The sequence below is a fragment of the Sphingopyxis sp. BSNA05 genome (assembly GCF_013265645.1).
Classification (GTDB): domain Bacteria; phylum Pseudomonadota; class Alphaproteobacteria; order Sphingomonadales; family Sphingomonadaceae; genus Parasphingorhabdus.
The window spans coordinates 139,420-162,601 of record NZ_PYIA01000012.1; the positions used below are offsets into that span (position 1 = coordinate 139,420).

At 59.4% G+C, this 23,182-nt stretch carries 24 protein-coding genes and 3 pseudogenes; 13 read left to right on the forward strand and 14 right to left on the reverse strand.

Annotation, left to right across the window (positions count from 1 at the left end; genetic code table 11):
- The first annotated feature begins 61 nt into the window (after nucleotides 1-61).
- The 4 genes from hisI to C8024_RS01695 all read left to right on the forward strand — a co-directional run bounded on the left by hisI (nucleotide 62) and on the right by C8024_RS01695 (nucleotide 3,276).
- On the forward strand, nucleotides 62-424 hold the full coding sequence (hisI, locus tag C8024_RS01680) for a phosphoribosyl-AMP cyclohydrolase (RefSeq protein WP_173202744.1): 363 nt from the start codon (nucleotides 62-64) through the stop codon (nucleotides 422-424).
- Nucleotides 421-945, forward strand: coding sequence for a hypothetical protein (locus C8024_RS01685; RefSeq protein WP_100095170.1), 525 nt, complete (start codon nucleotides 421-423; stop codon nucleotides 943-945). The genes hisI and C8024_RS01685 overlap by 4 nt, the downstream gene beginning before the upstream one ends.
- Nucleotides 946-1,056: 111 nt before the next feature.
- Nucleotides 1,057-1,419 carry a MerR family DNA-binding transcriptional regulator gene (locus C8024_RS01690; RefSeq protein WP_367947095.1) on the forward strand — a complete coding sequence of 121 codons (363 nt, stop codon included), beginning with the start codon at nucleotides 1,057-1,059 and terminating at the stop codon, nucleotides 1,417-1,419.
- A gap of 54 nt (nucleotides 1,420-1,473) precedes the next feature.
- Nucleotides 1,474-3,276: an acyl-CoA dehydrogenase C-terminal domain-containing protein gene (locus tag C8024_RS01695; RefSeq protein ID WP_173202714.1), complete on the forward strand. Its 1,803-nt coding sequence runs from the start codon at nucleotides 1,474-1,476 to the stop codon at nucleotides 3,274-3,276.
- Nucleotides 3,277-3,285: 9 nt separating this feature from the next.
- Here C8024_RS01695 and C8024_RS01700 read toward each other — a convergent pair whose 3' ends face one another.
- Nucleotides 3,286-4,065, reverse strand: a complete 780-nt coding sequence (locus C8024_RS01700) for an aspartyl/asparaginyl beta-hydroxylase domain-containing protein (RefSeq protein ID WP_173202715.1) — start codon at nucleotides 4,063-4,065, stop codon at nucleotides 3,286-3,288.
- A gap of 272 nt (nucleotides 4,066-4,337) precedes the next feature.
- Here C8024_RS01700 and C8024_RS01705 point away from each other — a divergent pair, with 272 nt between their 5' ends.
- Nucleotides 4,338-4,610 (forward strand): hypothetical protein, encoded by a 273-nt coding sequence (locus C8024_RS01705; RefSeq protein WP_100095167.1) that lies wholly within the window; start codon nucleotides 4,338-4,340, stop codon nucleotides 4,608-4,610.
- Here C8024_RS01705 and C8024_RS01710 read toward each other — a convergent pair.
- The 4 genes from C8024_RS01710 to C8024_RS01720 are packed head-to-tail and all read right to left on the reverse strand — an operon-like array spanning nucleotide 4,607 to nucleotide 7,595.
- Nucleotides 4,607-5,383, reverse strand: coding sequence for a dienelactone hydrolase family protein (locus C8024_RS01710; protein ID WP_173202716.1), 777 nt, complete (start codon nucleotides 5,381-5,383; stop codon nucleotides 4,607-4,609). The two genes, C8024_RS01705 and C8024_RS01710, sit on opposite strands and share 4 nt — an antisense overlap.
- Nucleotides 5,380-6,300, reverse strand: coding sequence for a cysteine synthase A (gene cysK, locus C8024_RS01715; protein ID WP_173202717.1), 921 nt, complete (start codon nucleotides 6,298-6,300; stop codon nucleotides 5,380-5,382). The genes C8024_RS01710 and cysK overlap by 4 nt, the downstream gene beginning before the upstream one ends.
- A gap of 24 nt (nucleotides 6,301-6,324) precedes the next feature.
- On the reverse strand, nucleotides 6,325-6,612 hold the full coding sequence (locus C8024_RS20745) for a hypothetical protein (protein WP_254305463.1): 288 nt from the start codon (nucleotides 6,610-6,612) through the stop codon (nucleotides 6,325-6,327).
- On the reverse strand, nucleotides 6,582-7,595 hold the full coding sequence (locus C8024_RS01720) for an MFS transporter (RefSeq protein WP_367947089.1): 1,014 nt from the start codon (nucleotides 7,593-7,595) through the stop codon (nucleotides 6,582-6,584). Before C8024_RS01720 ends, C8024_RS20745 begins: the two co-directional genes overlap by 31 nt.
- Before the next feature lie 159 nt (nucleotides 7,596-7,754).
- Between C8024_RS01720 and C8024_RS01725 the strand changes: the two genes are divergently transcribed.
- From C8024_RS01725 to C8024_RS01740, 4 genes are all read left to right on the forward strand, one after another.
- On the forward strand, nucleotides 7,755-9,506 hold the full coding sequence (locus C8024_RS01725; RefSeq protein WP_173202745.1) for a DUF885 domain-containing protein: 1,752 nt from the start codon (nucleotides 7,755-7,757) through the stop codon (nucleotides 9,504-9,506).
- A gap of 234 nt (nucleotides 9,507-9,740) precedes the next feature.
- Nucleotides 9,741-10,409, forward strand: a complete 669-nt coding sequence (locus C8024_RS01730; RefSeq protein WP_367947090.1) for a L,D-transpeptidase family protein — start codon at nucleotides 9,741-9,743, stop codon at nucleotides 10,407-10,409.
- 301 nt (nucleotides 10,410-10,710) lie between these two features.
- Nucleotides 10,711-10,851 (forward strand): hypothetical protein, encoded by a 141-nt coding sequence (locus C8024_RS01735; protein WP_164089269.1) that lies wholly within the window; start codon nucleotides 10,711-10,713, stop codon nucleotides 10,849-10,851.
- 22 nt (nucleotides 10,852-10,873) lie between these two features.
- Complete coding sequence (locus C8024_RS01740) at nucleotides 10,874-11,104, forward strand: hypothetical protein (RefSeq protein ID WP_173202718.1); 231 nt, start codon at nucleotides 10,874-10,876, stop codon at nucleotides 11,102-11,104.
- Nucleotides 11,105-11,496: 392 nt separating this feature from the next.
- Here the strand turns inward: C8024_RS01740 and C8024_RS01745 are convergent.
- A pseudogene (locus C8024_RS01745) lies at nucleotides 11,497-13,792 on the reverse strand (ATP-dependent helicase).
- Nucleotides 13,793-13,932: 140 nt separating this feature from the next.
- On the opposite strand from C8024_RS01745, the gene C8024_RS22455 reads away from it, so the two are divergent.
- Nucleotides 13,933-14,058, forward strand: coding sequence for a hypothetical protein (locus tag C8024_RS22455; RefSeq protein ID WP_276308603.1), 126 nt, complete (start codon nucleotides 13,933-13,935; stop codon nucleotides 14,056-14,058).
- On the opposite strand, the pseudogene rsmD reads toward C8024_RS22455, so the two are convergent.
- Both rsmD and C8024_RS01755 read right to left on the reverse strand, forming a co-directional pair.
- Nucleotides 14,055-14,611, reverse strand: a pseudogene (gene rsmD, locus C8024_RS01750) (16S rRNA (guanine(966)-N(2))-methyltransferase RsmD). The gene C8024_RS22455 and the pseudogene rsmD sit on opposite strands and share 4 nt — an antisense overlap.
- A gap of 118 nt (nucleotides 14,612-14,729) precedes the next feature.
- Nucleotides 14,730-15,539 carry a pseudouridine synthase gene (locus C8024_RS01755; RefSeq protein WP_240616788.1) on the reverse strand — a complete coding sequence of 270 codons (810 nt, stop codon included), beginning with the start codon at nucleotides 15,537-15,539 and terminating at the stop codon, nucleotides 14,730-14,732.
- A gap of 94 nt (nucleotides 15,540-15,633) precedes the next feature.
- On the opposite strand from C8024_RS01755, the gene C8024_RS01760 reads away from it, so the two are divergent.
- The 3 genes from C8024_RS01760 to C8024_RS01765 all read left to right on the forward strand — a co-directional run bounded on the left by C8024_RS01760 (nucleotide 15,634) and on the right by C8024_RS01765 (nucleotide 18,172).
- Nucleotides 15,634-16,395 (forward strand): thioredoxin family protein, encoded by a 762-nt coding sequence (locus C8024_RS01760; protein WP_173202720.1) that lies wholly within the window; start codon nucleotides 15,634-15,636, stop codon nucleotides 16,393-16,395.
- A 74-nt stretch (nucleotides 16,396-16,469) separates the two neighbouring features.
- Nucleotides 16,470-16,811, forward strand: a complete 342-nt coding sequence (locus C8024_RS20750) for a hypothetical protein (protein WP_254305464.1) — start codon at nucleotides 16,470-16,472, stop codon at nucleotides 16,809-16,811.
- Nucleotides 16,775-18,172: an MFS transporter gene (locus C8024_RS01765; protein WP_254305465.1), complete on the forward strand. Its 1,398-nt coding sequence runs from the start codon at nucleotides 16,775-16,777 to the stop codon at nucleotides 18,170-18,172. The genes C8024_RS20750 and C8024_RS01765 overlap by 37 nt, the downstream gene beginning before the upstream one ends.
- On the opposite strand, the gene C8024_RS01770 is transcribed toward C8024_RS01765, so the two are convergent.
- The 6 genes and pseudogenes from C8024_RS01770 to C8024_RS01795 form a co-directional block, all read right to left on the reverse strand.
- On the reverse strand, nucleotides 18,169-19,491 hold the full coding sequence (locus C8024_RS01770) for a folylpolyglutamate synthase/dihydrofolate synthase family protein (protein ID WP_173202721.1): 1,323 nt from the start codon (nucleotides 19,489-19,491) through the stop codon (nucleotides 18,169-18,171). The genes C8024_RS01765 and C8024_RS01770 overlap by 4 nt on opposite strands.
- 116 nt (nucleotides 19,492-19,607) lie before the next feature.
- Nucleotides 19,608-20,461: pseudogene (accD, locus tag C8024_RS01775) on the reverse strand (acetyl-CoA carboxylase, carboxyltransferase subunit beta).
- A 12-nt stretch (nucleotides 20,462-20,473) separates the two neighbouring features.
- Nucleotides 20,474-21,352 carry a tryptophan synthase subunit alpha gene (trpA, locus tag C8024_RS01780; RefSeq protein ID WP_173202722.1) on the reverse strand — a complete coding sequence of 293 codons (879 nt, stop codon included), beginning with the start codon at nucleotides 21,350-21,352 and terminating at the stop codon, nucleotides 20,474-20,476.
- Nucleotides 21,349-22,272, reverse strand: coding sequence for a hypothetical protein (locus tag C8024_RS01785; protein ID WP_173202723.1), 924 nt, complete (start codon nucleotides 22,270-22,272; stop codon nucleotides 21,349-21,351). Before C8024_RS01785 ends, trpA begins: the two co-directional genes overlap by 4 nt.
- Nucleotides 22,230-22,496: a hypothetical protein gene (locus tag C8024_RS01790; protein ID WP_217271922.1), complete on the reverse strand. Its 267-nt coding sequence runs from the start codon at nucleotides 22,494-22,496 to the stop codon at nucleotides 22,230-22,232. The genes C8024_RS01785 and C8024_RS01790 overlap by 43 nt, the downstream gene beginning before the upstream one ends.
- A 221-nt stretch (nucleotides 22,497-22,717) precedes the next feature.
- Nucleotides 22,718-23,098: a hypothetical protein gene (locus C8024_RS01795; RefSeq protein WP_173202725.1), complete on the reverse strand. Its 381-nt coding sequence runs from the start codon at nucleotides 23,096-23,098 to the stop codon at nucleotides 22,718-22,720.
- Nucleotides 23,099-23,182: the final 84 nt, after the last annotated feature.

Here is a 23,182-nt window from a genome sequence, read left to right on the forward strand (position 1 = left end):
AATTGCGCCTTTAGCCGTTGCGCGCGACCGGATCGGGTCTTAATCCACTGGCATGAGCAAAATTGAAGATGATCCCGAGACCGGAAGCCTGCTGCAGCCGAAATATGATTCGAACGGCCTGATCACCGCTGTTGTCAGCGACGATTCGTCCGGCGAGTTGCTGATGCTCGCCCATATGAATGCCGAGGCCCTGCAACTGACCCAGGAAAGCGGTGTGGCGCATTTCTACTCCCGGAGCCGGCAGTGCCTCTGGAAGAAGGGCGAAACTTCGGGCAATATTTTGACGGTGACCGAGATGCGCATCGATTGCGATCAGGATGCGCTGTGGATCAAGGCGGTGGCCGCTGGTCCGGCCTGTCACACGGGCCAGAGAAGCTGTTTTTACCGCAAGATTGTCGACGGCAAGCTGGAGCCGATCGCTTGAGTCGCTTCGCCGCAATATTGTTGCCGATATTGCTGGCGGGCTGTGGCCAGCAGCAACCGAAGGCCGAACAGGCCGATACCGAACTCCCGCCGCTGGAGCAGGCGGCGATCGATGCCGGCGTTATTCCCGATGTACGCAATGTCACCCTGTCCGGCGCTTTCGAACGGCGCAGCGATCTGGGGACCGACCGGTTCTGCGCGGTCGGCAATGACGAGAATGGCTATCAGATCGGCATGATCGCGGTGTTCGGGCCGGAGACCAAATGCGAAGGGCTGGGCGAGGCCGAGCGGGAAGGGGAAACGGTCCGGATCACCCTCAACAGCGAAGAAACCTGCCGCTTCTCGGCCCGGTTCGACGGGGTCGAGCTGGAATTGCCGGGCAGCCTGCCGGAGACCTGCTCAAGCTATTGCAGCCCCCGTGCCGGTTTCGAAGGCGTCAGTTTCTATATGGTCGGCGAGGGCGACGCGGTGGCCCGTTCCACCAGCGGTCGCGATTTCGAGAATCTTTGTCCCGGCGGCTAACATTGACGTTTACGTTAGCGTAAGCTATACGGCGACCATGTCACAGCAACAAAGCCATGCCGAAATCGACACGCCCGACCTGAAAACCGGGAAACCTATACAATATCCGACCTGTCGGACGAATTTGGTGTTACCGCACGGGCCTTGCGATTCTACGAGGACGAGGGGCTGATCGCCCCGCACCGCAAGGGTCTGTCGCGCATTTATACCAAACGCGACCGGGCCCGTCTGGCCTGGATCATGCGGGCCAAGAATGTCGGGTTCAGCCTGACCGAAATCCGCGACATGATCGATCTCTACGATCTCGGCGATGGCCGGAAGACACAGATGCAGGTCACCATCGCGAAATGCCAGGAAAAGGTCGACACGCTGAAGAAACAACGCGCCGATATCGACAGTTCGATCAAGGAACTGACCGGCTTCATAAAGACTGTGCAGGAGGCCATGGCCGACGCCAAAGCACAGCAGCAATAGAGGATAGACGCCGGTAATGTCCGGCACCCCCATTTGAGTAGAAAGTAAAAAATCATGCCCAGTTATACCGCGCCGGTCGGCGAAGTCCGGTTCATCCTGAACGAGGTCCTAGGCCTTGAAAATTATTCCGGTCTCCCGGGCTTTGAAAATGCCACGCCGGAAATGGTCGACGCGATCCTGACCGAAGCGGGCCGTTTTTCGGCCGAAGTCCTGCATCCGCTGAACCAGTCGGGTGACGAGGAAGGCTGCACCCGTCATGAAGACGGATCGGTCACCACGCCAAAGGGTTTCAAGGAAGCCTATCAGCAACTGACCGATGGCGGCTGGACGACCTTGTCCTCGCCGGAAGAATTCGGCGGCCAGGGCCTGCCGCGCGTGGTCGGCAACGCGGTCATGGAATTCATGGTCTCGGCCAACCAGGCGCTGGAAATGTACAGCGGCCTGACGCAGGGCGCGATTGCCTCGATCCTCACCGAAGGCAGCGAAGAGCAGAAGCAGACCTATGCGACCCAGATGATTTCCGGCAAATGGACCGGAACGATGAACCTGACCGAGGCGCATTGCGGCACCGATCTGGGCCTGATCCGGACCAAGGCCGAACCCATGCCGGGCGGCCATTATGCGATCACCGGCCAGAAGATTTTCATCTCTGCCGGCGAACATGACATGGCGGAGAATATCATCCACCTCGTGCTGGCGAAGACTCCGGGCGCTCCCGACAGCTCCAAAGGCATCTCGCTGTTCATCGTACCGAAATTCCTGGTCAACGAAGACGGCTCGCTGGGCGAACGCAACGGCGTTAGCTGCGGCTCGATCGAGGAAAAAATGGGCATCCACGGCAATGCGACTTGTGTGATGAACTATGACGGCGCGACCGGCTATATGGTCGGCGAAGAGAATAAGGGCCTGCGCGCGATGTTCATCATGATGAACGCGGCGCGGCTGGGCGTTGGCCTGCAGGGTCTGGCGCAGGGCGAAATCGCCTATCAGAATGCCGTGATCTATGCCGGTGACCGCCGGCAGGGCCGGGCGCTGACCGGTGCCCAGGATCCGGAAGAAAAAGCCGATACGCTGTTCGTCCATCCGGACGTTCGCCGGATGCTGATGGACGGCAAGGCCTTTACCGAATCGATGCGTGCGCTGGTACTCTGGGGTGCGTTGCAGGTTGATCTGGCCGACAAGGCGGAGACCGAGGAAGAACGGCAGATGGCCGACGATCTCGTCAGCCTGCTGACCCCGGTCATCAAGGGCTATGGCACCGACAAGGGCTATCAGGTCGCCACCGATTCGCAGCAGGTCTACGGCGGACATGGCTATATTCAGGAATGGGGTATGGAGCAGTTCGTGCGCGATGCGCGGATCGCCATGATCTATGAAGGCACCAACGGTATCCAGGCGATGGATCTGGTCGGCCGCAAGCTCGGCCAGAACGGTGGCCGGGCGGTACAGGCCTTTTTCAAGGTGGTTGCCGAAGAAATTGCCGAAGCCAAGGGACACGAGAAACTGTCGGGATTTGCCGAAGCGCTGGAAAAAGCCAACGGCGAACTGCAGAAAGCCACCATGTGGTTCATGCAGCATGGCATGGCCAATCCGAACAACGCCGGCGCCGGTGCTTATCATTATATGCACATCATGGGCATCGTCTCGCTGGGTCTGATGTGGCTGCGGATGAGCAAGGCGGCGCAGGCTGCTCTCGACGCCGGCACCGACAATCCGAAATATTACGAGGCCAAGCTGGTCACCGCGCAATATTTCGCCGAGCGGTTCATGCCGGACGCGGGCGCCTTGCGTCGCAAGATCGAAGGCGGTGCCGAATCGATCATGGCGCTCGACCCGGACATGTTCGCGGTTGCCTGAACGCGTTGATCAGGCGGCTTCGTTCCGTTCCGCCTGCTGATAGGCATTTTCCCACATATGAAGGTTTCGCCGGGCATCCTGTACAAAGGGTGACCGGCGAATGCCCCATAATGCCAGATCATTGGCGAGCCGGCCCAGCAGTCGCATCGGACGCTTTACCTGCAGCAGCAGGATGACCCGGCGCTGATCCGTTGCATTGTGCACCTCGTGAAAATAGCTGTCGTCAAAGATCAGCCATTTGCCGGCTTCCCAGTGGAGATCGATATCCTCGACCTGCATCGCGCATTGCTCCGCCCGGTCGGGAATGATCAGGCCGAGGTGGCAGGTCACCAGACCACGGGTTACCCCGCGATGGCGGGGGATGGTCGCTCCGGGCTCCAATATCGAGAAGAAAGCCGAGTTGAGATCGGGTATCTGGCGCACCAGTTCCGCCGTGACCGGCGCGCGGGCGCAATTTTCTGCCACTTCATAGCCATAGCCGACCAGAAAGAAGGACCTCCAGTTGCCGTCACCGGCAATCCGCGCGTGATCGGGTGAAATTTCCCGGAGCGGTGGTACGGCATCGCGATGGCGCAGGATGGCGGCTGCTTCCGCGGCGATGGTCTGCCACTTTTCGGCGAGGCGGTTGGTCCATGGAAAGGCGCTCGCCGGGAGAACCGGCTCGGTCGGGATTTTCGACTGGTCCCTCGATATCCGGTTCATCGTGCCGCGCAGCCTCTTGCCGATCCTGATGATAAGCGGACGGTCTGTGGTGGCGGGGGAAGCGGGGCGCTGGTCCTGAATAGACATGGCTAGCAATCTTTCAGTTGAAAAATTCCGGACCCCTTTTTCCAATTATATTGCAGAATGTGACGATAATTCGACAAACTGTTGCCGAAATTCTGTCAAAAGCGAGCTTGTGGATCTGCCACGACGAATGGTGTTTATTTGTCGATAGCTGGCGGTAAATCAGCTATTTAGCGCCGCTTTCGAACATATGGTCGAAGGTTGCTGGACCCGCCGCGCCAAATCCGTCAGCACATTTCGTGACAGGGGAATGATATGCATAAGGAGTATATGCAATGCATTCCAACAATAGCCAGAAACGTCTGCGCCGGATGACACCATTTCTGATCGGCGCCGGACTGGGACTTTCGGTTGCAGCCCATGCGGCCGAACCGGAAACCACCGACGAGACGCCATCGGAAATCCCGGCACCGACCATCGACACTGATGGTGACGGTCTGATGGATGCGTGGGACCGCAGCGGTGACGGACAGCCCGATGCCTGGGACAGCGATGGCGATGGTCAGCCCGATCTGCTCGACAATGACGGCGACGGCGAGCCGGACTAGATGAACCGTCCGAAAGCAACTGGAACACCGGGCCTAATATTGGTCCGGTGTTTTTTATTCTCGAAAAGCTCGTCGAACATGCTGAGCATGGCCGCCTTGCTTTGCCGATCGGCCGAAGCGTTATAGCGGACCGCCTCGACGGCTCGGGAATTGCTGCTGATGTCAGTGAATCCGTGGAGCACGCCGGAATAGATATGCATGTGGCAATCGGCCCCGGCGATATCCATTTCCTCGAGAAAATCCCGCACCTGCTTCGGCGGAACGAGCGGGTCGGCCCGGCCGTGGCAGACCAGAAGGCGCGCCTTGATCGTCCCACGCTTGGCCGGAAGCGGTGTGGCCAGCAGTCCGTGGAAGCTGACCACCAGCGCGATATCCTCGCCGCCGCGCGCCATTTCCAGAACGATTTCGCCGCCCATGCAATAGCCGATCGCGGCAATCCGGTTGTTCGCCAGCTTTGAGCGCGTACGCAATTCGGCGAGCGCGCAGCGGAAGCGGTCGCGATAATATTCGGCATCGGCGCGCAGCTCGTCGGCCAGTTTGCGGGCTTCACGCATGTCCTCGACATGGCCCTTGCCATAGAGGTCGCAGACCATCGCGCTATAGCCCAGGGAAGCGAGCCAGCGGGCGCGATCATGCATCAGCTTGGTCGGTCCGGCGATGGTCGGCACGATCAATATGCCGGCCCGCGGATAGCGGCTGGGTTGCGCCATATAGCCGGCCAATTCCACATCACCATGCCGGTAGGTGAATTGCTGGACCTCTATCGAGCTCATTCTTCGGGCAAAAACTCTGGCACGGAGAGATAGCGCTCGCCGGTGTCATAATTGAAACCGAGGACTTTCGCTCCGTCGCCCAGTTCCGGAAGTTTCTGCGCGATCGCCGCCAGAGTGGCGCCTGAGGAAATGCCGACCAGCATACCTTCCTCGCTGGCCGCTCTCAGGGCCATGGTCTTGGCATCGGCGGGGTCGACCTGGATCGCGCCGTCGATGCTCTGCGTGTGCAGATTGCCGGGGATGAAGCCGGCGCCAATGCCCTGGATCGAGTGCGGGCCGGGCTGGCCGCCGCTGATCACCGGGGATGAGGTCGGCTCGACCGCATAGACTTTCAGGCCGCTCCAATGTTCTTTCAGCACTTCCGCCACGCCGGTGATATGGCCGCCAGTGCCCACGCCGGTGATGATCGCATCCAGCGGGTTGTCTTTGAAGTCATTAAGAATTTCGATCGCTGTCGTGCGTTTGTGCACTTCGAAATTGGCCGGATTTTCAAATTGCTGCGGCATCCAGGCGCCCGGTGTCTGGTCGACCAGTTCCTGCGCCCGCTCGATCGCGCCCTTCATGCCCTTTTCCTTCGGGCTGAGGTCGAAGGTCGCGCCATAAGCCAGCATCAGGCGCCGGCGTTCCAGCGACATCGATTCGGGCATCACCAGCACCAGCGTATAGCCCTTGACCGCCGCGACCATCGCGAGGCCAACGCCGGTATTGCCCGATGTCGGTTCGATGATCGTACCGCCGGGCTTGAGCGCGCCGGATTTCTCGGCCGCCTCGATCATCGCCAGACCGATGCGGTCCTTGATCGATCCGCCGGGGTTGGAGCGTTCGGACTTGATCCAGACATTGGCGTCGCCGAACAGCCGCTGCATCTTGATATGCGGTGTGTTTCCGATGGTTTCGAGAATATTATTGGCAATCATTATCCTGCGCTCCTGTTTATCTTCTCATTCTTTTGCCGGTTCCCTCTGCAGGTCCTCCGGCGGATCAAAAGTCTTGGCAGCGCCCAGTTGCGGAAACAGGCGAGACCAGAGTCCGGTGACCACTATAGCACCGGCACCGCCTGCTACAATGGCGGCAATCGGGCCGACCAACACGGCCAGGCCGCCGGACAAGGCGTCGCCCAGTTCATTGGATGCGCTGATCGTCATCTGGCTGACCGCGCCGACCCGTCCGCGCTTGGCGTCCGGCGTGTGCAGCTGGATCAGCGAACCGCGGACATAGACGCCGAACATGTCGGCGGCGCCGCAGAGGCCGAGACAGGCCATCGACAGGTAGAGATTGGTGCTGAGGCCAAAGCCGATCGTGCCGAGACCGAACACCGCCATGGCCACGAGCATGCTGTTGCCGACATTCTTGCTGAGCGGGGCGAAGGAAAAATCAGCGCGACTATGACCGCGCCGACCGCCGGCGAGGCAGCGAGCAGCGACAGGCCGATTTCTCCGGCATTCAATATATCCTTGGCAAAGACCGGGATCATCGCCGTGGCGCCGGCGAGGAACATGACCAGCAGATCGAGCGTGATTGCGCCCAGCACCAGCTTGTTGGTCCAGACATAGGCCATGCCGTCGCTGACCTGCTGCAAAGGGCCTCTCGTCTTGTCCGCTTCCGGGCGCGGCACCGGCCCGATCATGCACATCGCCAGCGTTGCCAGGCTGTAGAGACCTGCGCAGACGAAATAGGGCAGGGCGGCATCGACCTTGTAGAGCGGCCCCGCCATGCCCGGACCGGCAATGACGCCGACCTGCCAGGCTATGGTCGACAGCGCGATGGCACGCGGCAGCGACGCTTTCGGGACCAGATTGGGTGCGAGCGAGCTGATCGCCGGGCCGAGAAAGGCGCGGCAGATGCCGAGCAGCACCGCGATGATATAGATGGTCCAGAGCGTGATCCCGCCAGTCGCGGTCAGCAGGCCGAGGGCCAGCGCTATCAGTGCCTGGGCCGCCAGCACGATGCGCGCGATCCAGCGGCGGTCCATATGGTCGGCGACCCAGCCGACCAGCGGCGTCAGAATGAACAAGGGCACGAATTGCAACAGCCCGAGCAGCCCCAAAATCCCGGCAGAGGCGCTGACCCCCATGCTTTCGCGCGCCAGATTATAGGCCTGCCAGCCGAGGATCAGCATCATCGCGTAAAGCGCAAACATCGATGCCAGTCGCGAGAACCAGAGGTAGCGATAATTGGCGATAGTGAAGGGATGCGGTGCGGAGCTGATCACCGGATGCTGCTAGCGATTGCGGCTGGGTGCTGCAATCAATTCGTGCGCCGGCACTGGAATTTTGCCGATTGCCTTTCGTCGAATAGCGCTGGCCAAGCCGCTGGCGATTGTGCCAGTCTGTCGTCGGCAGACATATTCCCCGGGGAGACAGAAATGAAGATGCGCAATCTGATGCTGGCGGTATCGCTGGCGGCTTTGACGGTGACCGGCTGCAAGAAGGTAGAGGATGCACCGGTTGCCGCGATGGAGATTGACCAGAGCAGTGTCTGGGGCAGCTATTTGTCCCGCTTTCTGGACGGCTATTTCCCCGCCAACCCGACATTTGCTGTCTATCAGGGCAAACATGAATTTGACGGTCAGTTGCCCGACTGGAGCGAGGCAGGCCTGAAAAAGGCAATTGATATTCGCAAGCAGGCGATAGCGGAGGCGCAGGCGATCGACGCGGCAGAGCTCAGTGAAGCGGAGCTGTTCGAGCGGGACTATCTGGTCAGCGTGATGGAGGGCGAGCTTTTCTGGCTGGAGACCGCCGATGCACCGCACCGGAATCCCGCCTATTATGTCGGCGCGCTGGACCCCAATGTCTATATTGCCCGGCCCTATGCCGATGTCGAAACGCGGATGAAGGCCTTCATCCAATATGCCAATGCCGTCCCGGCGGCAGCCGCGCAGATCAAGGGCAACCTGCAATTGCCTTTGCCGGAAACCTATCTGAAATTCGGGCAGGCCGCTTTTGGCGGATTTGCGGATTATTTCACCGGCGACGCCAAGGCCGCCTTTGCCGAGGTGAAGGACAGCGAACTGCAGCAGCAATTTGATATCGCTGCCGCCGCTGCTGCTGCGGCGATGAAGGATCTGGCTGGTCATATCGGTTCGGTCCCGGCGACCAGGGACGGCTATGCGCTGGGCGCCGAGACATTCGCGGCGATGGTGAGCAAGACCGAGGGTGTCAATATCTCGCTCGACGAGCTGGAGGCGATCGGCCGGGCCGATCTTAAGCGCAATCAGGCGGCTTTGGCCGAAGCATGCGGCACATTCGCGCCCGGCGCGAGCATCGTCGACTGTTTTGCAAAAATGGCGGCGAACAAGCCGGAAAAGGGTCCGGTGCAGGAAGCCCGTGACCAATTGCCGCCGCTGCGCGCATTTCTGATCGAGAAGGATCTGGTGAGCATTCCCGGCACGGAAGTCGCGCAGGTCGAGGAATCGCCGCCCTATAACAGACAGAATAGCGCCTATATCGACATTCCGGGCCCCTATGAAACCGGCCTGCCGAGCGTCTATTATATCTCGCCGCCGGACCCGTCGTGGGACGAAGCCACAAGAGCCGCCTATATTCCCGGCAAGATGGACCTGCTCGGCACCTCGATCCACGAAGTCTGGCCCGGCCATTTCCTCAACTTCCTGCACAGCAACCGGGCGCAATCGGTCTTCGGCAAGCTCTTTGTCGGCTATGCCTTCGCCGAGGGCTGGGCGCATTATACCGAAGAGATGATGATCGAAGCCGGATTGCACGATGGCGATCCGGAGACCAAAATCGGGCAGCTGTCCAACGCGCTGCTGCGCAATTGCCGCTATCTGTCGGCCATCGGCCTGCACGCACGCGGGATGACGGTCGAGCAGAGCCTCGATATGTTCCGGAAGGAATGTTATCAGGATCTCGGCAATGCGACCCAGCAGGCGGCGCGCGGAACCTATGATCCGGCCTATCTCAATTACACAATGGGCAAGCTGATGATCCGCAGGTTGCGCGAGGACTGGACCGATGCCCATTTTGCCGAGCAGAAGGCCGGTGAAAATGGTGCGACCGCCGGCTGGAAGGAATTTCATGACGAATTCCTCAGCTATGGTGGCCCGCCGATACCGATGGTGCGCAAGGCGATGATGAAGGAAGCCGAAGCAAAAGCGGTCTTCTAGACTCACTAATCCCTGTCCAGCGGAAGGACTTTTCCGCGCGAGAGAGCAAAATCATGGGCACCTGCCGGTGCGGGTGCCCCAATGATCGGCCCGTTAACGCTGCCCCTTAATAAACCGGAAACCATCGTACCGCTGCGGGACGGCGGAAAAATCGAACGTTTGTCGCCGCGAATCCATGGTAAACACTCCGTTAACTTGCGGAGTATGAGCGATGGTCGAAAAATAGCCTATCGGGTGAGCGCCTCGGTTTTGCTGCTGACGGCATTGGCGATATTCGCGATGCTGGTCATGGGGCTGACCCGCGCCGACGCCGAATCCTCTTCCGCGCGTCCGGCGCCGGTGGCCAGCGAGAATGCGGTGGCCGAACCGGTTGTCCAAAATGCTGCCCTGGTCGAACCAGAGATTGCCGAGCCTGTGGACATTGCCGAAAAACTGCCGCTGAGCGACAGGTTCGTGGTCAAGCGCATCCTCCAGATCGACGAGCCTTTCGTCCATGGCTATTATAAATGGGACGACGAGGGCGTGCCGGATGGCGAACTGGTCGTCACCGTCGATCTCAAGGCCGAGAGCATTTCCGTCTTCCGCGCCGGCTATGAAATCGGTGCCGCGGTGATCACCTTTGGCGATTCCAGAAAGCCGACTCCGACCGGCGTCTTCCCGATCACCCAGAAGAACAAGGACCATGTCTCCAACATCTATGGCTCGCCGATGCCTTATATGATGCGGCTGACCAATGACGGCGTCGCCATCCATGCCTCCGACGTCAAATGGGGCTGGGGGACGCGGGGCTGCATCGGTGTGCCGCTGGAATTTGCACGGCTTCTGTTCGAACAGGCAAAGCTGGGCGACCGGGTGATTGTCACCAATGGCAAGATGATGGGCCTGGGCGACGCTATACTGTAGCATTGCTGCCAGCCGCCACGGTCACCAGCTTTTCGGTCGCAGACGGGCTGTTTCTGTCATCGCGCCTTACAATAGCCCCTATCCCTCCCTATATCGGGAACAGGCCCGTGCGACCGCGCAATCGCGCTCCGCACCGGCATTGTCTCTTCACGGTCAGAAATAACTCTGAGCGGCTTTCCTGAGGCAGGACCTATTCGCAGCCCATTTGTTTGACGTTGTTCGCCGACAGCCGACCCGCCGATTCCTCTGTTGGAGCGAAGCTGGCGGCTGCCGTCCGCAAAACCCTCTGGAAGGAAATATCATGGCCAAGTCGCAGAAGAAATCGAACAAGGAAATCCGCAAGCCCAAGGCCGCCAAGGTCAAGAACAACGCTTCCAACCCGTCGGGTAAGGCGGGTGTCGTCGCCGGTCTTGAGAATATCAAGAGCAACCGCGGGAAATGACCGGACCGGAAGGGCACCCCTTATGCGTGTAAAAGCATCCACCTGCCGTGAACAGGAAGCGCGCCAGCTCGATCTGGCCACCAATGACCCGCTCGAAAGCCGCCGCAAGGTCGCTGCCGCGGCTGCAAAGGCGTGGGGTCTCGAAGCGATTCAGGCCGAAAAGCGCGAGGCTGGTCACGTCAGCCCGCGCGACAGGCTGGACGCGGAAATCGCGCTGGAATTTGCCGAAGAGGGTGATGGCGACGGAGAATAGGGTGCTATTCCGGATGATGGTCGCTTAAGGTTGGATTGCGTAAAACGGGTCTTGGAAGATTGCCTTTTCGAAGCGAACTGTCCATTATAGTGAACATCAAATTTTGACGAAAGTCCCCCTAAACAAAGCCCCTCCTCTTCAGAGGAGGGCTTGGGGTGGTGGCGAGGCGAAGCCGAGCTTGCGCGACCGAGCCACTCACCGGCATCGAGCCGGTTCGCGGCTGACCCACCCCTTGATCCCCTCCCTTTAAAGGGAGGGGCTGGGTGCAAACCCGTTCGTGGTGAACCTGTCGAACCACTGTTCCCGTTGCTAGACGTCGTTAGCTGCGCTGGCCTTCGGCTCGACAAGCTCAGGACGAATGGAAAACCCGGCTCAGCCCGAACGGCAAGTGCTCAAGCCACCTCGACAAAACTGTCCAGAACCCGCTTGTCGCCTGACTTCTCGAACGCGATTTCCAGCTTGTTGCCTTCCTTCACCTTCACTTCGCCATAGCCGAATTTATTGTGGAAGACGCGCATGCCGACCTTTACATCGTCGCGGCCCTTGTTGCCGAGAGAGACGGCGCTGCGGCGGGCTTCCTTGATGACGCGGGGTTTCTTGTCAAAGCCCGACGAGGCCGCGCGTTGCCAGCCGGGGCCGCGTTTGCCGGCTCTGGTGGCGTTGGTGGCGGCGAGATGGGCGAACGGGTCGCTATTCTCGGTCCAGTTGGCGCGCCACAGGCTTTCGCCGCCGCTCATACTGCTTTCATGCTCGACATGGTCCTTCGGCAGCTCGTCGATGAAGCGCGAGGGAATTGAGCTGGTCCACTGGCCGTAGATCCGCCGGTTTGCGGCGTGGAAAATCGTGCATTTCTTTTTCGCCCGGGTGATCGCGACATAGGCGAGGCGGCGTTCCTCCTCGAGGCTGGCATTGCCGCCCTCGTCGAGGCTGCGCTGCGAGGGGAAGACGCCTTCTTCCCAGCCGGCGCAGAACACATGGTCATATTCCAGGCCCTTGGCACCGTGCATGGTCATGATCGTGACCTGGGGCTCGTCGTCGCGGGCATCATTGTCCATGACCAGAGAGACATGCTCAAGGAAATCGCCGAGCGTTTCATATTCTTCCATCGCGCGGGCCAGTTCGGTCAGATTCTCCAGCCGACCGGCGGCCTCGGTCGAGCGGTCGGCCTGTAGCATCGTCGTATAGCCGCATTCGTCGAGCACGATCCGGGTGAGTTCGGCATGGTCGGTATCCGCCGCCATTTCGCGCCAGCGGCCGAAATTGCGCATCAGCTCGAGCAAAGTGTTGCGCGCGCGCGGTGGCAGTTCATCGGTATCACAGATGCTGAGCGCCGCTGCGGCTAGCGGAATGCCTTGGTTGCGGGCGAGGCGGTGGACTTTTTCGACCGTCTTGTCGCCCAGGCCGCGCTTTGGCGTGTTGACGATCCGCTCGAAAGCGAGATCATCCGCAGGTTGCGTGATCACCCGCAGATAGGCGAGGGCATCGCGGATTTCGGCGCGCTCGTAAAAGCGGAAACCGCCGATGATCTTGTACGGCATGCCGATCGAAATGAAGCGGTCCTCGAACTCGCGGGTCTGGAACTGGGCGCGGACGAGGATTGCGATATCGTTGAGCGAGACCTGTTTGATCTGCTGCAGCGCCTCGATCTCGTCGCCGGTGCGCCGGGCTTCTTCCGGACCATCCCAGACGCCGATCACCTGCACCTTGTCGCCTTCGGTTTCTTCGGTCCACAGGGTCTTGCCGAGGCGACCGCTATTGTGATTGATCAGTCCCGATGCGGCGGCGAGAATATGCGGCGTCGAGCGGTAATTCTGCTCCAGCTTGACCACCGTGGCTTCGGGAAAATCCTTTTCGAATTTCAGGATATTGGCGACTTCCGCGCCGCGCCAGCTATAGATCGACTGGTCGTCATCGCCGACGCAGCAGATATTCTTGTGGCTTTGCGCGAGCAGCCGCAGCCAGAGATATTGCGAGCTGTTGGTGTCCTGATATTCGTCGACGAGGATATATTTGAACTGTCTCTGGTAGCGTTCCAGAATTTCGCGGTGGTTTTTGAGCAGGTTCAGCGAATGCAGCAGCAAGTCGCCAAAATCGCAGGCGTTGAGCGCTTTCAGCCGCGCCTGATAGAGCGCGTAGAAATGCTGGCCCTTGCCATTGTCATAGCGCTCGGCCTCGTTGGCATCGAGATCCTGCGGATTGAGGCCGCGGTTTTCCACTGGTCGATCAGGCCGGCGAGCATCCGGGCGGGCCAGCGCTTGTCGTCCACGTCCTCGGCCTGGATCAGCTGCTTGAGCAGCCTTATCTGGTCATCGGTGTCGAGAATGGTGAAATTATTCTGCAGGCCGACCATCTCGGCATGGCGGCGCAGCATTTTGGCGCCGATGCTGTGGAATGTACCAAGCCACGGCATGCCTTCAAAACTCTCACCCACAATCGTCGCGATCCGCTCCTTCATCTCGCGGGCGGCCTTGTTGGTGAAGGTCACCGCCAGAATCTCGCTTGGCCAGGCCTTGCGGGAATAGACGATATGGGCGATCCGGCGGGTGAGGGCGGCGGTCTTGCCAGTGCCTGCACCTGCCAGCACCAGCACCGGCCCTTCGCTGGTCAAGACGGCCTGACGCTGTGGCGCGTTCAATCCCCGGACATAGGGGGATCATTCTCTTGCGGTTGTTTGACAGGTTCGGACATGGGTGAACAGTTAGGGAACATCGGCGCGGGCGGCAAGGCCAATATCATTTTGACATGACCGAAAGGGCAGGTTGCAATTTTTGCTGCGCCGCACCATTTACGTCTCAAATGCCGGAACCGGCACGCCAATGGAGCAGAACATGAGCAAGAGACTTTTTACCAGCGCGATTGTCGCCACCCTGATGATGGCTGGCGCCAGCATCTATTCGACGGTCCACCAGGATCATGACGAAACGGCGTCGGTCCTGACGATGATGGGCGGCTAATCCTCCGCTTGTGACGATGGAGCGGGGCGCAGGAGATGAATTCGCGCCTTGCCGCTGTCGCGGACGCAATCCAGATCAAATCCCTTGACCTCGACATTTTCATGGCGTGATGTTTCCACCGCTATCCAGCTTGATGGCGCGAACCAGCCATGCCTAGCGAGCTTGTCCAGCGCCACCGCGCCGGCTCCCGATTCATAAGGCGGGTCCATCAGGATCAGGTCATAAGGCTTGCGGGCGGCGCCGAGATGCAGGACCGATCCGATCCGCACATCGGCATCGGCGCCGAGCGTTTCGATATTTTTTCCAGCGCCCGAACCGCATCGGGATCCTGCTCGACGAAGGTGCAGTGCGCCGCGCCGCGTGACAGCGCTTCCAGTCCCAGCGCGCCCGAGCCGGAAAACAGGTCCAATATCTGCAAATCCTCAAAATCGCCCAGCCGGCTGGTCAGCATGGAGAACAGCCGCTCGCGCGTGCGGTCGGCGGTCGGGCGGGTGGTTTCGCCTTTCGGAGCGACGATTTTCCGGCCGCGCCAGGTTCCTGCAATTATGCGCATGTCTTTTCCGGGAGGCAAAGCACCGTTCGTGCTGAGCTTGTCGAAGCACGCTTCTCGGAGGAGAGATGTCCTTCGACAGGCTCAGGACGAACGGATTTTATAACGCACGCGCGGTCGCTCATTTTAGTGATTTTCTGAACTGCACCAGATCATGCTGGCGCACGACCTCGATCTGGCCTTTTTCCAGATCGCCGAGCACGAACGGGCCGTAGCGGGTGCGGATCAGGCGGGAGACTTCCAGACCGAAATGTTCCAGCACGCGGCGGACTTCGCGGTTCTTGCCTTCGGTCAGCGTCAGCTCGATCCATTGGTTGCGGCCGGTGCGCCGTTCGAGATTGGCGGTGATCGGACCATAATGCATGCCCTCGATGGTAATGCCGCGATACAGCTCTTCCAGCTGGTTCTGGGTGATATCGCCGAAGGTCCGCGCCCGGTAGGACCGTTCGATGCCGTTTTTCGGCAATTCCATCTGCCGCTTGAACTCGCCGTCGGTGGTCATCAGCAGCAGGCCCTCGGTGTTCATGTCGAGCCGGCCAATCGGCATGATCCGCTCCATTTCGGGAAGCACGTCATAAATCGTCTTCTTGCCGGAAAAGTCGCGTTCCGCGGTCAGATAGCCATTGGGCTTGTGAAAGCGATAGAGTTTGGCCGGGGCCGGTTCGGCAACCGGGTTGCCGTCCACCGTTATCCCCGTCAGGTTCTTGAGCAGTAGCGAGGGATGTTCCACCAGATTGCCATTCAGCTCGATCCGTCCGGCCTCGATCATCCGCTCGATTTCGCGGCGCGAGGCCACGCCGGCGCGGGCCAGGAGTTTGGCAATGCGCTGCCCTTCGCGCACATCGCTCGCAGGCGCTTTGGCGGCTGCAGGGGCCTTCGCTCCGGGGGTCGGTTTTGCGCGATATATCTTGGCTGGTTTCTCTTCGGTCATGGGCGGTTCCATGGCGGAAAAATGCGCTGGCTGCAATCTGTAACCTCTGGTTTCATGGCCGCGAACAGCTATTGTCACCCGTTCGGAGTTGGAAATGAGCAAGATCATCATGGGCGCGTTAATTGGCGGATCGGCATTTGCCGGCATCGTCGGCGCGCAACTGGCGCCGATCGCTGCCGCCAGCGCGGTTGCGGTGGCCGATGATGGCGAAAGCTCCAATCCCGTCGTCATCGAGCTGTTCACCAGCCAGGGATGCTCGTCCTGTCCCCCCGCAGATATGCTCGCCAGACGGCTGGCAAAAGACGGCTCCCTGCTGGTGATCACGCGGTCGGTGACCTACTGGGACCGGCTCGGCTGGAAAGACACGCTGGCCCGTGAGGAAAATACGCGCTTGCAGCGGGCCTATGCGGCAAAGGGCAATGAAGGATCGGGGGTCTACACCCCGCAAATGGTGGTCAACGGCGCCGGCAGTGCGGTTGGATCGCGGGAAAATGACGTCCGCTCGCTGGTCCGGCGGGCCGACCGGAACGGGCCACGGATCGGCACTTCGACCGACAGCAAGGGCCGGATGATCGTCACGATCAGCGGCCGGTCCGCCTATCTCGCCGGCGTATCCCTGATTGCGCTCAGCTCGTCGGAGATCGTGCGCGTGGGGCGGGGCGAAAATGGCGGGCGGACGATGCATTATGTCAATGTGGTCAAGGCGGAGCGCAATCTCGGCAGCTGGCGTGGCAAGCCGGCGCGATTTGTCCTGTCGCGCGAGGATCTGAACATCAGTGGCGCGGACCGCTATGCGATCATCGTGCAGCGGCCGGGGGCTGGACCGATTGTCGCCGCGAAGCTGGTTGGAGGGTGAGGGGCAGCGAATTCATTTTGGACTTCCCGAGATAACCGTTAAGTGGCGATAGTTAACGGGTTAAGGAGTACCGGGTGACCGCATCGGAAACAAACGAAAAGCCGGGTTGGCGCAAAGTCATTGCATCGCTGGGCAATCGCAAAACGCTGTTCATGACAATCTTTGGTTTTGCAGCAGGCTTACCTTACGCGTTACTTCTCGGGACTCTCTATGCGTGGCTCTCCGATGCCGAGGTTGATCTAGAAACAATGGGCGTTTTTTCGCTCATCGGATTGGCCTACGCATTCAAATTTCTTTGGTCGCCAGCGCTTGACCGGATCGACGTTCCGCTTCTAAAAAGCTGGGAAAGCGCAAGCAATGGATCGTTACGGCGCAACTATTGCTCGGTGCGATTCTGGTTATTCTCGCGATGCTGAATCCAGTTTCGTCCATCGGATGGTTTTCCTTGCTGGCGGGAATAGGTGCTTTTGCGTCAGCTACGCAGGATGTTGTCATCGATGCATGGCGGGTCGATGTCGCAGATGAAGTCGCAACCATAGATATACTCTCGACCGTTTATCAAATGGGGTACCGGATCGCCGCACTCGTGGGTGGTGCTTTCGCCCTCTTTCTTGCGGAGCGGACCGACTGGCCTACCGTTTACCTGACGATGGGAGCGGTCATGCTTCTGATCGGTTTTGCCGGCCTGTTTGCGCCCGATGCAGAGACAAAGGTTCAGACCGCCACTGAAATGGCCGACGAGCACGGCCTGCGGAAAGCCGGCCAGCTTGATCCACGTGTTCGTGGATGGGCGCTGCTAGCTGTGGCAATCCTGTGGGGCTGGGCCTTGCTGACGGTCGGAACCTTCATGGTCAGGTCGCTGGGAAGCGATCCGGAGACGCGACCGGATTCCGTCGCATTCATCTCAACGATGGGGCCGTTGATCGTAGTGGCAACGGTTGTCATTCCCGTCCTCATTTCGGCATTTCTGGTGCGCCTGGAACGCAAGGGCCAATATCTTCTGACCAAGGATGTCCCCGCTGAATCGACCGCCGGACGGTTTCTTGATCATGGCTATCGCGCGCTGGTACTTCCTCTCACCGAATTTGTCGGTCGGCTGGGCTGGGCGCTGATCGTCATATTGGGTCTGGTTCTGACTTATCGCATCACGGATTCTATCTGGGGTAGCTTTGCCTATCCGTTCTATCTGGGCGAGCTTCAATATACCAAGGACGAAGTGGCCGTGGCGTCGAAGTTCTTCGGAATCGGCGCGTTGATGATCGGTCTCGCGGCTGGTGGCTATATGCTCACCACTCTGGGCCGCATGTTGACCCTTACCCTGGGCGCTGTGCTCGCAGCTGCGACCAACTTGCTCTACGCCGATCTGGCTAGAGGCGGGGCAGTGGTGCAATCGGTCAGTGATTTAACCGGCTTTACCTGGCTGGTTGCCAATCTTGGCGGGGATGCCGGGCTTGCGAAGCTGATGATGGCGATTGCCGGTGAGAATATTGCGGTCGGTATCGCCGGAGCAGCCTTTGTCGCCTATCTGTCGTCGATTGTCGCCAAGGGCTATAGCGCGGTCCAATACGCGCTTCTTTCATCGCTTACGATGCTGATCGGGACCTTGGGCCGCGGTGCACTGGGCCAAATGATCGAGGAGCAGGGTTATTTCCAGGTATTCATCCTGACCACGCTCATGGGTGGAATCGCAGTGATAATCTGCATTATCGAATGGATACGCATTTCGCGTCTTGGGGCCAGGTCGGGGATTGATCAGACCGCGTTGAAGGGCGCCTAATCGGGGATTTGTTCATTCGCTTTCAGCACTTCGCCCGCCAGATAGAGCGAGCCTGCAATCAAGACTGTCTTGCCGGATCCTTTTGACAGGGACTGGAGCGCAGCCGTAATGTCGCTCGCGTCCTTCATCGGCGCACCCGCTTCCGGAAAATCAGCGAGAACATGCGATTCATGGCCGGGCACTGGGATCACCGTCACGCTGGCCAGCTTTTCGTGCAGCGGCGCGATGATCGCCGCCGGGTCCTTGTTGGACAGCATGCCGATGACCAGATCGATTGATCCCGCTTCATAGTCGGCAAAATATTTGCCGAGCGCCAGGCCGGCGCTGACATTATGGCCGCCGTCGACCCAGACTTCCGCGTCGGATGGCAGGAGATGGGTGACCGGTCCGGCGATCAGGAAATGCATGCGGCCGGGCCATTGCGCCCAGCCCATGGCCGCCTTGAGCGCGGCATCGGAAATCTTGACCTGGTCCTGATGGCGCAGCATCGCGATGGCGAGCGCGGCATTGTCCGCCTGATGGGCGCCGACCAGCGCGGGCAGGGGCAGGTTGAGTTTTCCTGCATGATCCCTGTAATGGAGCTGGCCTTCGTAAATCGCCGCATCCCATTCCTCGCCGCGGGGAAAATGTCGCGCCCCGACATCTGCAGCATGGTCGGCGATGGCGTGCAGCATTTCCGCCGCATATTTTTGCGTGAGCAAAGGCGCGTTCTTCTTGGCGATACCGGCTTTTTCCCACGCGATGCGGGTCATCGGATCGTCCGGCGTGCCCTCTTCGGGACTTAGCAGAAAACCCTCATGATCGATGCCGAGCGCAGCTATGCCGGTTGCGACCGGGCTGGTGATGACATTGGTGGCGTCGAGCCGGCCGCCGAGGCCGACTTCCAGGATGCAGGCATCGGCGGGTGTTTCGGAGAAGGCGAGAAAGGCGGCGGCGGTGGTGGCCTCGAAGAAGCTCGGGTTGATATCCTCACTGCTGTCGAGAACCCGGGCGAGCACAGTGGCGAGATAGTCGTCCTCGATGAGCTTGCCGGCCAGCCGGATCCGCTCGTTGAACCGGACCAGATGCGGGCTGGTATAGACATGCGCCTTGAGCCCTTCCGCCTCGATCGCCGCGCGCAGAAAGGCGCAGGTCGAGCCCTTGCCATTGGTGCCGGCGACGTGGAAAACGGGGGGCAATCCATCCTGCGGATTGTCGAGGCGCGCCAGAATCTCGCGAATCCGCTCCAGCCCCAGCACATCGCGCCCGGGAGAGAGCATTTCCAGCCGGTCGAGCTGTTTCTGGACCGCCGGGCAATCGGAACGGGCGCCGTCTGCCATCTACTCCCCTCCCGCTCGCGGGAGGGGGCGGGGGTGGGCCCGAATATTCGAAAAAGCTGCCATGGTCATGGAGGATGCTCCCACCCCTAACCCCTCCCGCGAGCAGGAAGGGGGAGTTAGGCCGCGTCTTTCCATGCCATCAGATAGCCCATGACATGGGCCAGCTTCTCGCGCAGTTCCTTGCGGTGCACGACCATGTCGACCATGCCGTGCTCGAGCAGATATTCCGCCGTCTGGAACCCTTCCGGCAGCTTCTCGCGGATCGTATTCTCGATCACCCGCTGGCCGGCAAAGCCGATCATCGCGCCGGGCTCGGAAATATGCACATCGCCGAGCATTGCATAGCTGGCGGTGACGCCGCCGGTGGTCGGATCGGTCAGCACGACGATGAACGGGATACCCGCTTCGCGCAGCATCGAGATCGCCACCGTGGTCTTGGGCATCTGCATCAGCGACAAAATGCCTTCCTGCATCCGCGCGCCGCCAGCAGCGGTGAAGATGATATAGGGGCACTGGTCCTTCAGCGCGCGCTTGGCCCCGTCAACAAAGGCCTGTCCGACGGCCAGCCCCATCGAGCCGCCCATGAAGGCAAAATCCTGCACGCCGACGACGCAGGGGATCGACTCGATCGTTCCCTTGACGTTGATCAGCGCATCCTGTTCGCCGGTCTTGGCGCGGGCCTCTTTCAGCCGGTCGGTATATTTTTCTGGTCCTTGAATTTCAGCGGGTCTTCCTGCACCGGTGCCCAGGGAATCAGCTTCCAGCTGCCTTCATCCATGATCTGGGCAAAGCGGGTCATCGGCCCGATACGGCCGTGATGGTCGCATTTCGGGCAGATAGACATATTGTCCTGATATTCCTTGAGGAACACCATCGCTTCGCATTTCTTGCACTTGTGCCAGAGATTATCGGGCGTTTCGCGCTTGGTGATCGAAGCGATCTTGTTGCGGACATTGCTTAGCCAGCTCATATTATCATTCCTCTATTCCGTTCGCATCGAGCGCAGTCGAGATGTCTGCGTGTGCCGCCTGTGTCTCGACTGCGCTCGACACGAACGGTGTGCGATTTCAATTTTTCCGGCGGCCCTGATAGCATCGGAAAGCGACTTTACATAGTCCCTGACATGGGGCGCGGCATCCTTGCCATGTTCGCCGACAATCTCGACAATCGCCGAGCCGACGACGACGCCATCCGCGACGCGGGCGATATCGGCAGCCTGTTCGGGCGTCCGCACGCCAAAGCCGACCGCGACCGGCAGGTCGGTGCCCGCTTTCAGCCGCGTGACGGCTTCTTCGATGCTTGCTTGTGCCGCCTGTTGCTGACCGGTGATCCCGGCGACGGAGACATAGTAAAGAAAGCCGCTGGCGTTGCTCAATATCTGTGGCAGACGCTCCGCATCGGTGGTCGGCGTCGCAAGCCGGATAACCGCGACATCCTTGGCGCGCAGCGCGTCGCCGAGGCTTTCATCTTCCTCGACCGGAATATCAACGCAGATCACGGCGTCGACACCGGCGTCGACACAGGCATCGGCGAACCATTCGGAGCCTCTGATCGTCATCGGATTGGCATAGCCCATCAGCACCAGCGGCGTGTCCGGGTGACGCTGACGAAATTCCTTCGCCATGTTGAAGATGTCAGCGGTCTTGGTGCCCGCTGCAAGGCTACGGATATCCGCTTCCTGGATCGAGGGGCCATCGGCCATCGGATCGGTGAACGGCATGCCGAGTTCGATGATATCCGCACCGCCTTCGACCAGCGCGTCGAGTATGGCACCGGTATCGGCCGGGGTCGGATCGCCAGCGGTGACGAAGGTGACGAGGGCCGCGCGGTCGGCGGGGAAGGATTGGGAGAGACGGGTCATGATATTGGAATGTGCCTTCGTCTGGACAGAATGATTCTCACAATACCGCTAGACAGGACGAGTAAGAGTAACAAGATGTTTACGACCCGGTGGGTGATTTCACTCGTCGGGCATTTGTGAAGCTCGAACAGGGAAACCTTCCCTGAATATGGGAATGTATCACAAAGGCTGTCAAAATGCGGCAGAATTGGAAATATGGACGTCGCAGTCATCCCCCATATTATGATGAAGGAAACTGTCAGAAGCAGGTTGGCCGATTTGATATCATCTATGCGACCTTTGCCAAGCAAACCGGAAAATATCCAGTAAATGGCGAAGATTATGATGCATATCGTTGCTCGGGAAATTGCGCTTTTCCGGAAAAACTCTCCCAACCACCGGGCGTCAGAAACGGTGTGAAGATCCGCCAGCATGTCTGATGCCAGAAAAATCAGGGCGAAGGGGAAAATGACTACGGCAAGGGATATCGCAAGCCCGCGCAGACCACTGGTGACAGTATCGCTATTCAATCCGTCCTCCCTGTTGCCTCCGCAATGATCTGGTCCCGATCCATTTTCACCGCTTTGCTGAAAAGCGCTGCGCGGTTGCCAGGAAGGGGTAGGGAGAGGCGGGTCATTTGCCGAGTATTTTGGTAAAGGTAGAAAGCAAGGCAAAAGCCACCGCCATAAACGCTGCCCAAATGATATATTTTGCAGGTTCTCGACATCGCCGATCACAAACTGGCCAGCCAGCCGCAAAAGGAAAAATATGGGAAATCCAGCCAATAGCCAGAATAAACCCTCTTTCGGCGCAAATCTCAGTCTCGATTCTCGGGACATATCCACGCCAGACGATTCATTCTCCCTAGCCCTTTTCTGAGCTGCTTTGCGGCGGCGGCTCATAAAGAATTTTGCCTGTTGCGATGCCGTAAGATCGAGCATTCGATCAAGATTATGACGGAACAAAGAAGCAGTATGAAAAATGGCACATTCAGGTCCCATTTTTCGATTGCCAGGCCGGTGTCAAGGAAACTGGCGAAGGCCCAGCCTCCCGCCCCGAACAGCGCAGTTTTACCACTTCGCCGGATAGAAGCTTGATAGGACTCCGGTAATTCATATTTGCCTTGTGTGGAATAGAAGAACGCCAGCATCAGGACGACGACCATGACCAAAAGTAGACAGAGACGAAATCTATTGCTTCCATCACTTTTGCATCCTCGTCATTTTTCCCCTCTCCCAACCCTCTCCCTTGAAGGGGACAGGGCTATTAGGCTGTCATATCTCCGCTGCTAAAGCCTCGGTGACAGTAAAAATATCGTTCTCGCCGTCCCGGACAAGTGTGACGAGCGCTGCGTGGTGGCGGTGGCGAAGGTCGTGGCGATGCGATTCATGTGGGACTCCGGTACGCGGTAGAATAAAAGCTCAGGACCAGTGCTGGCACAATTGAGTGAATGAGTGTATCCGCAAAATTATATTCCATCTCAGAAAAGATTGCCCATGCGCCAAAGCGTAATGCAGCGAACGCAGCAAAGTATGCTGGCATGAGCTTGAGCGCATTCCACGGTCGGAGACGCACATCGCCCTTCGCCAGACGGGTCACGCTGGAAATCATCCACAGAATGAAACCAAGCGAAAATGCAGATACTCCGCCGGCTGTAATGATGTCGGCCGTATCGCCTCCAACAGTATAGCGAATGCCAACCGCGATCGACGTTAGGACAAATGCCAGCCCAAGTAAAACCCATCCGATACGCCTGACTCGCTTCAAATCTCGGTCCCCAGCGCTTCCGCGACGGTGAAAATATCCTTGTTGCGACCCTCGACAAGCGCACCGCGCGCTGCGCGGTTTGCG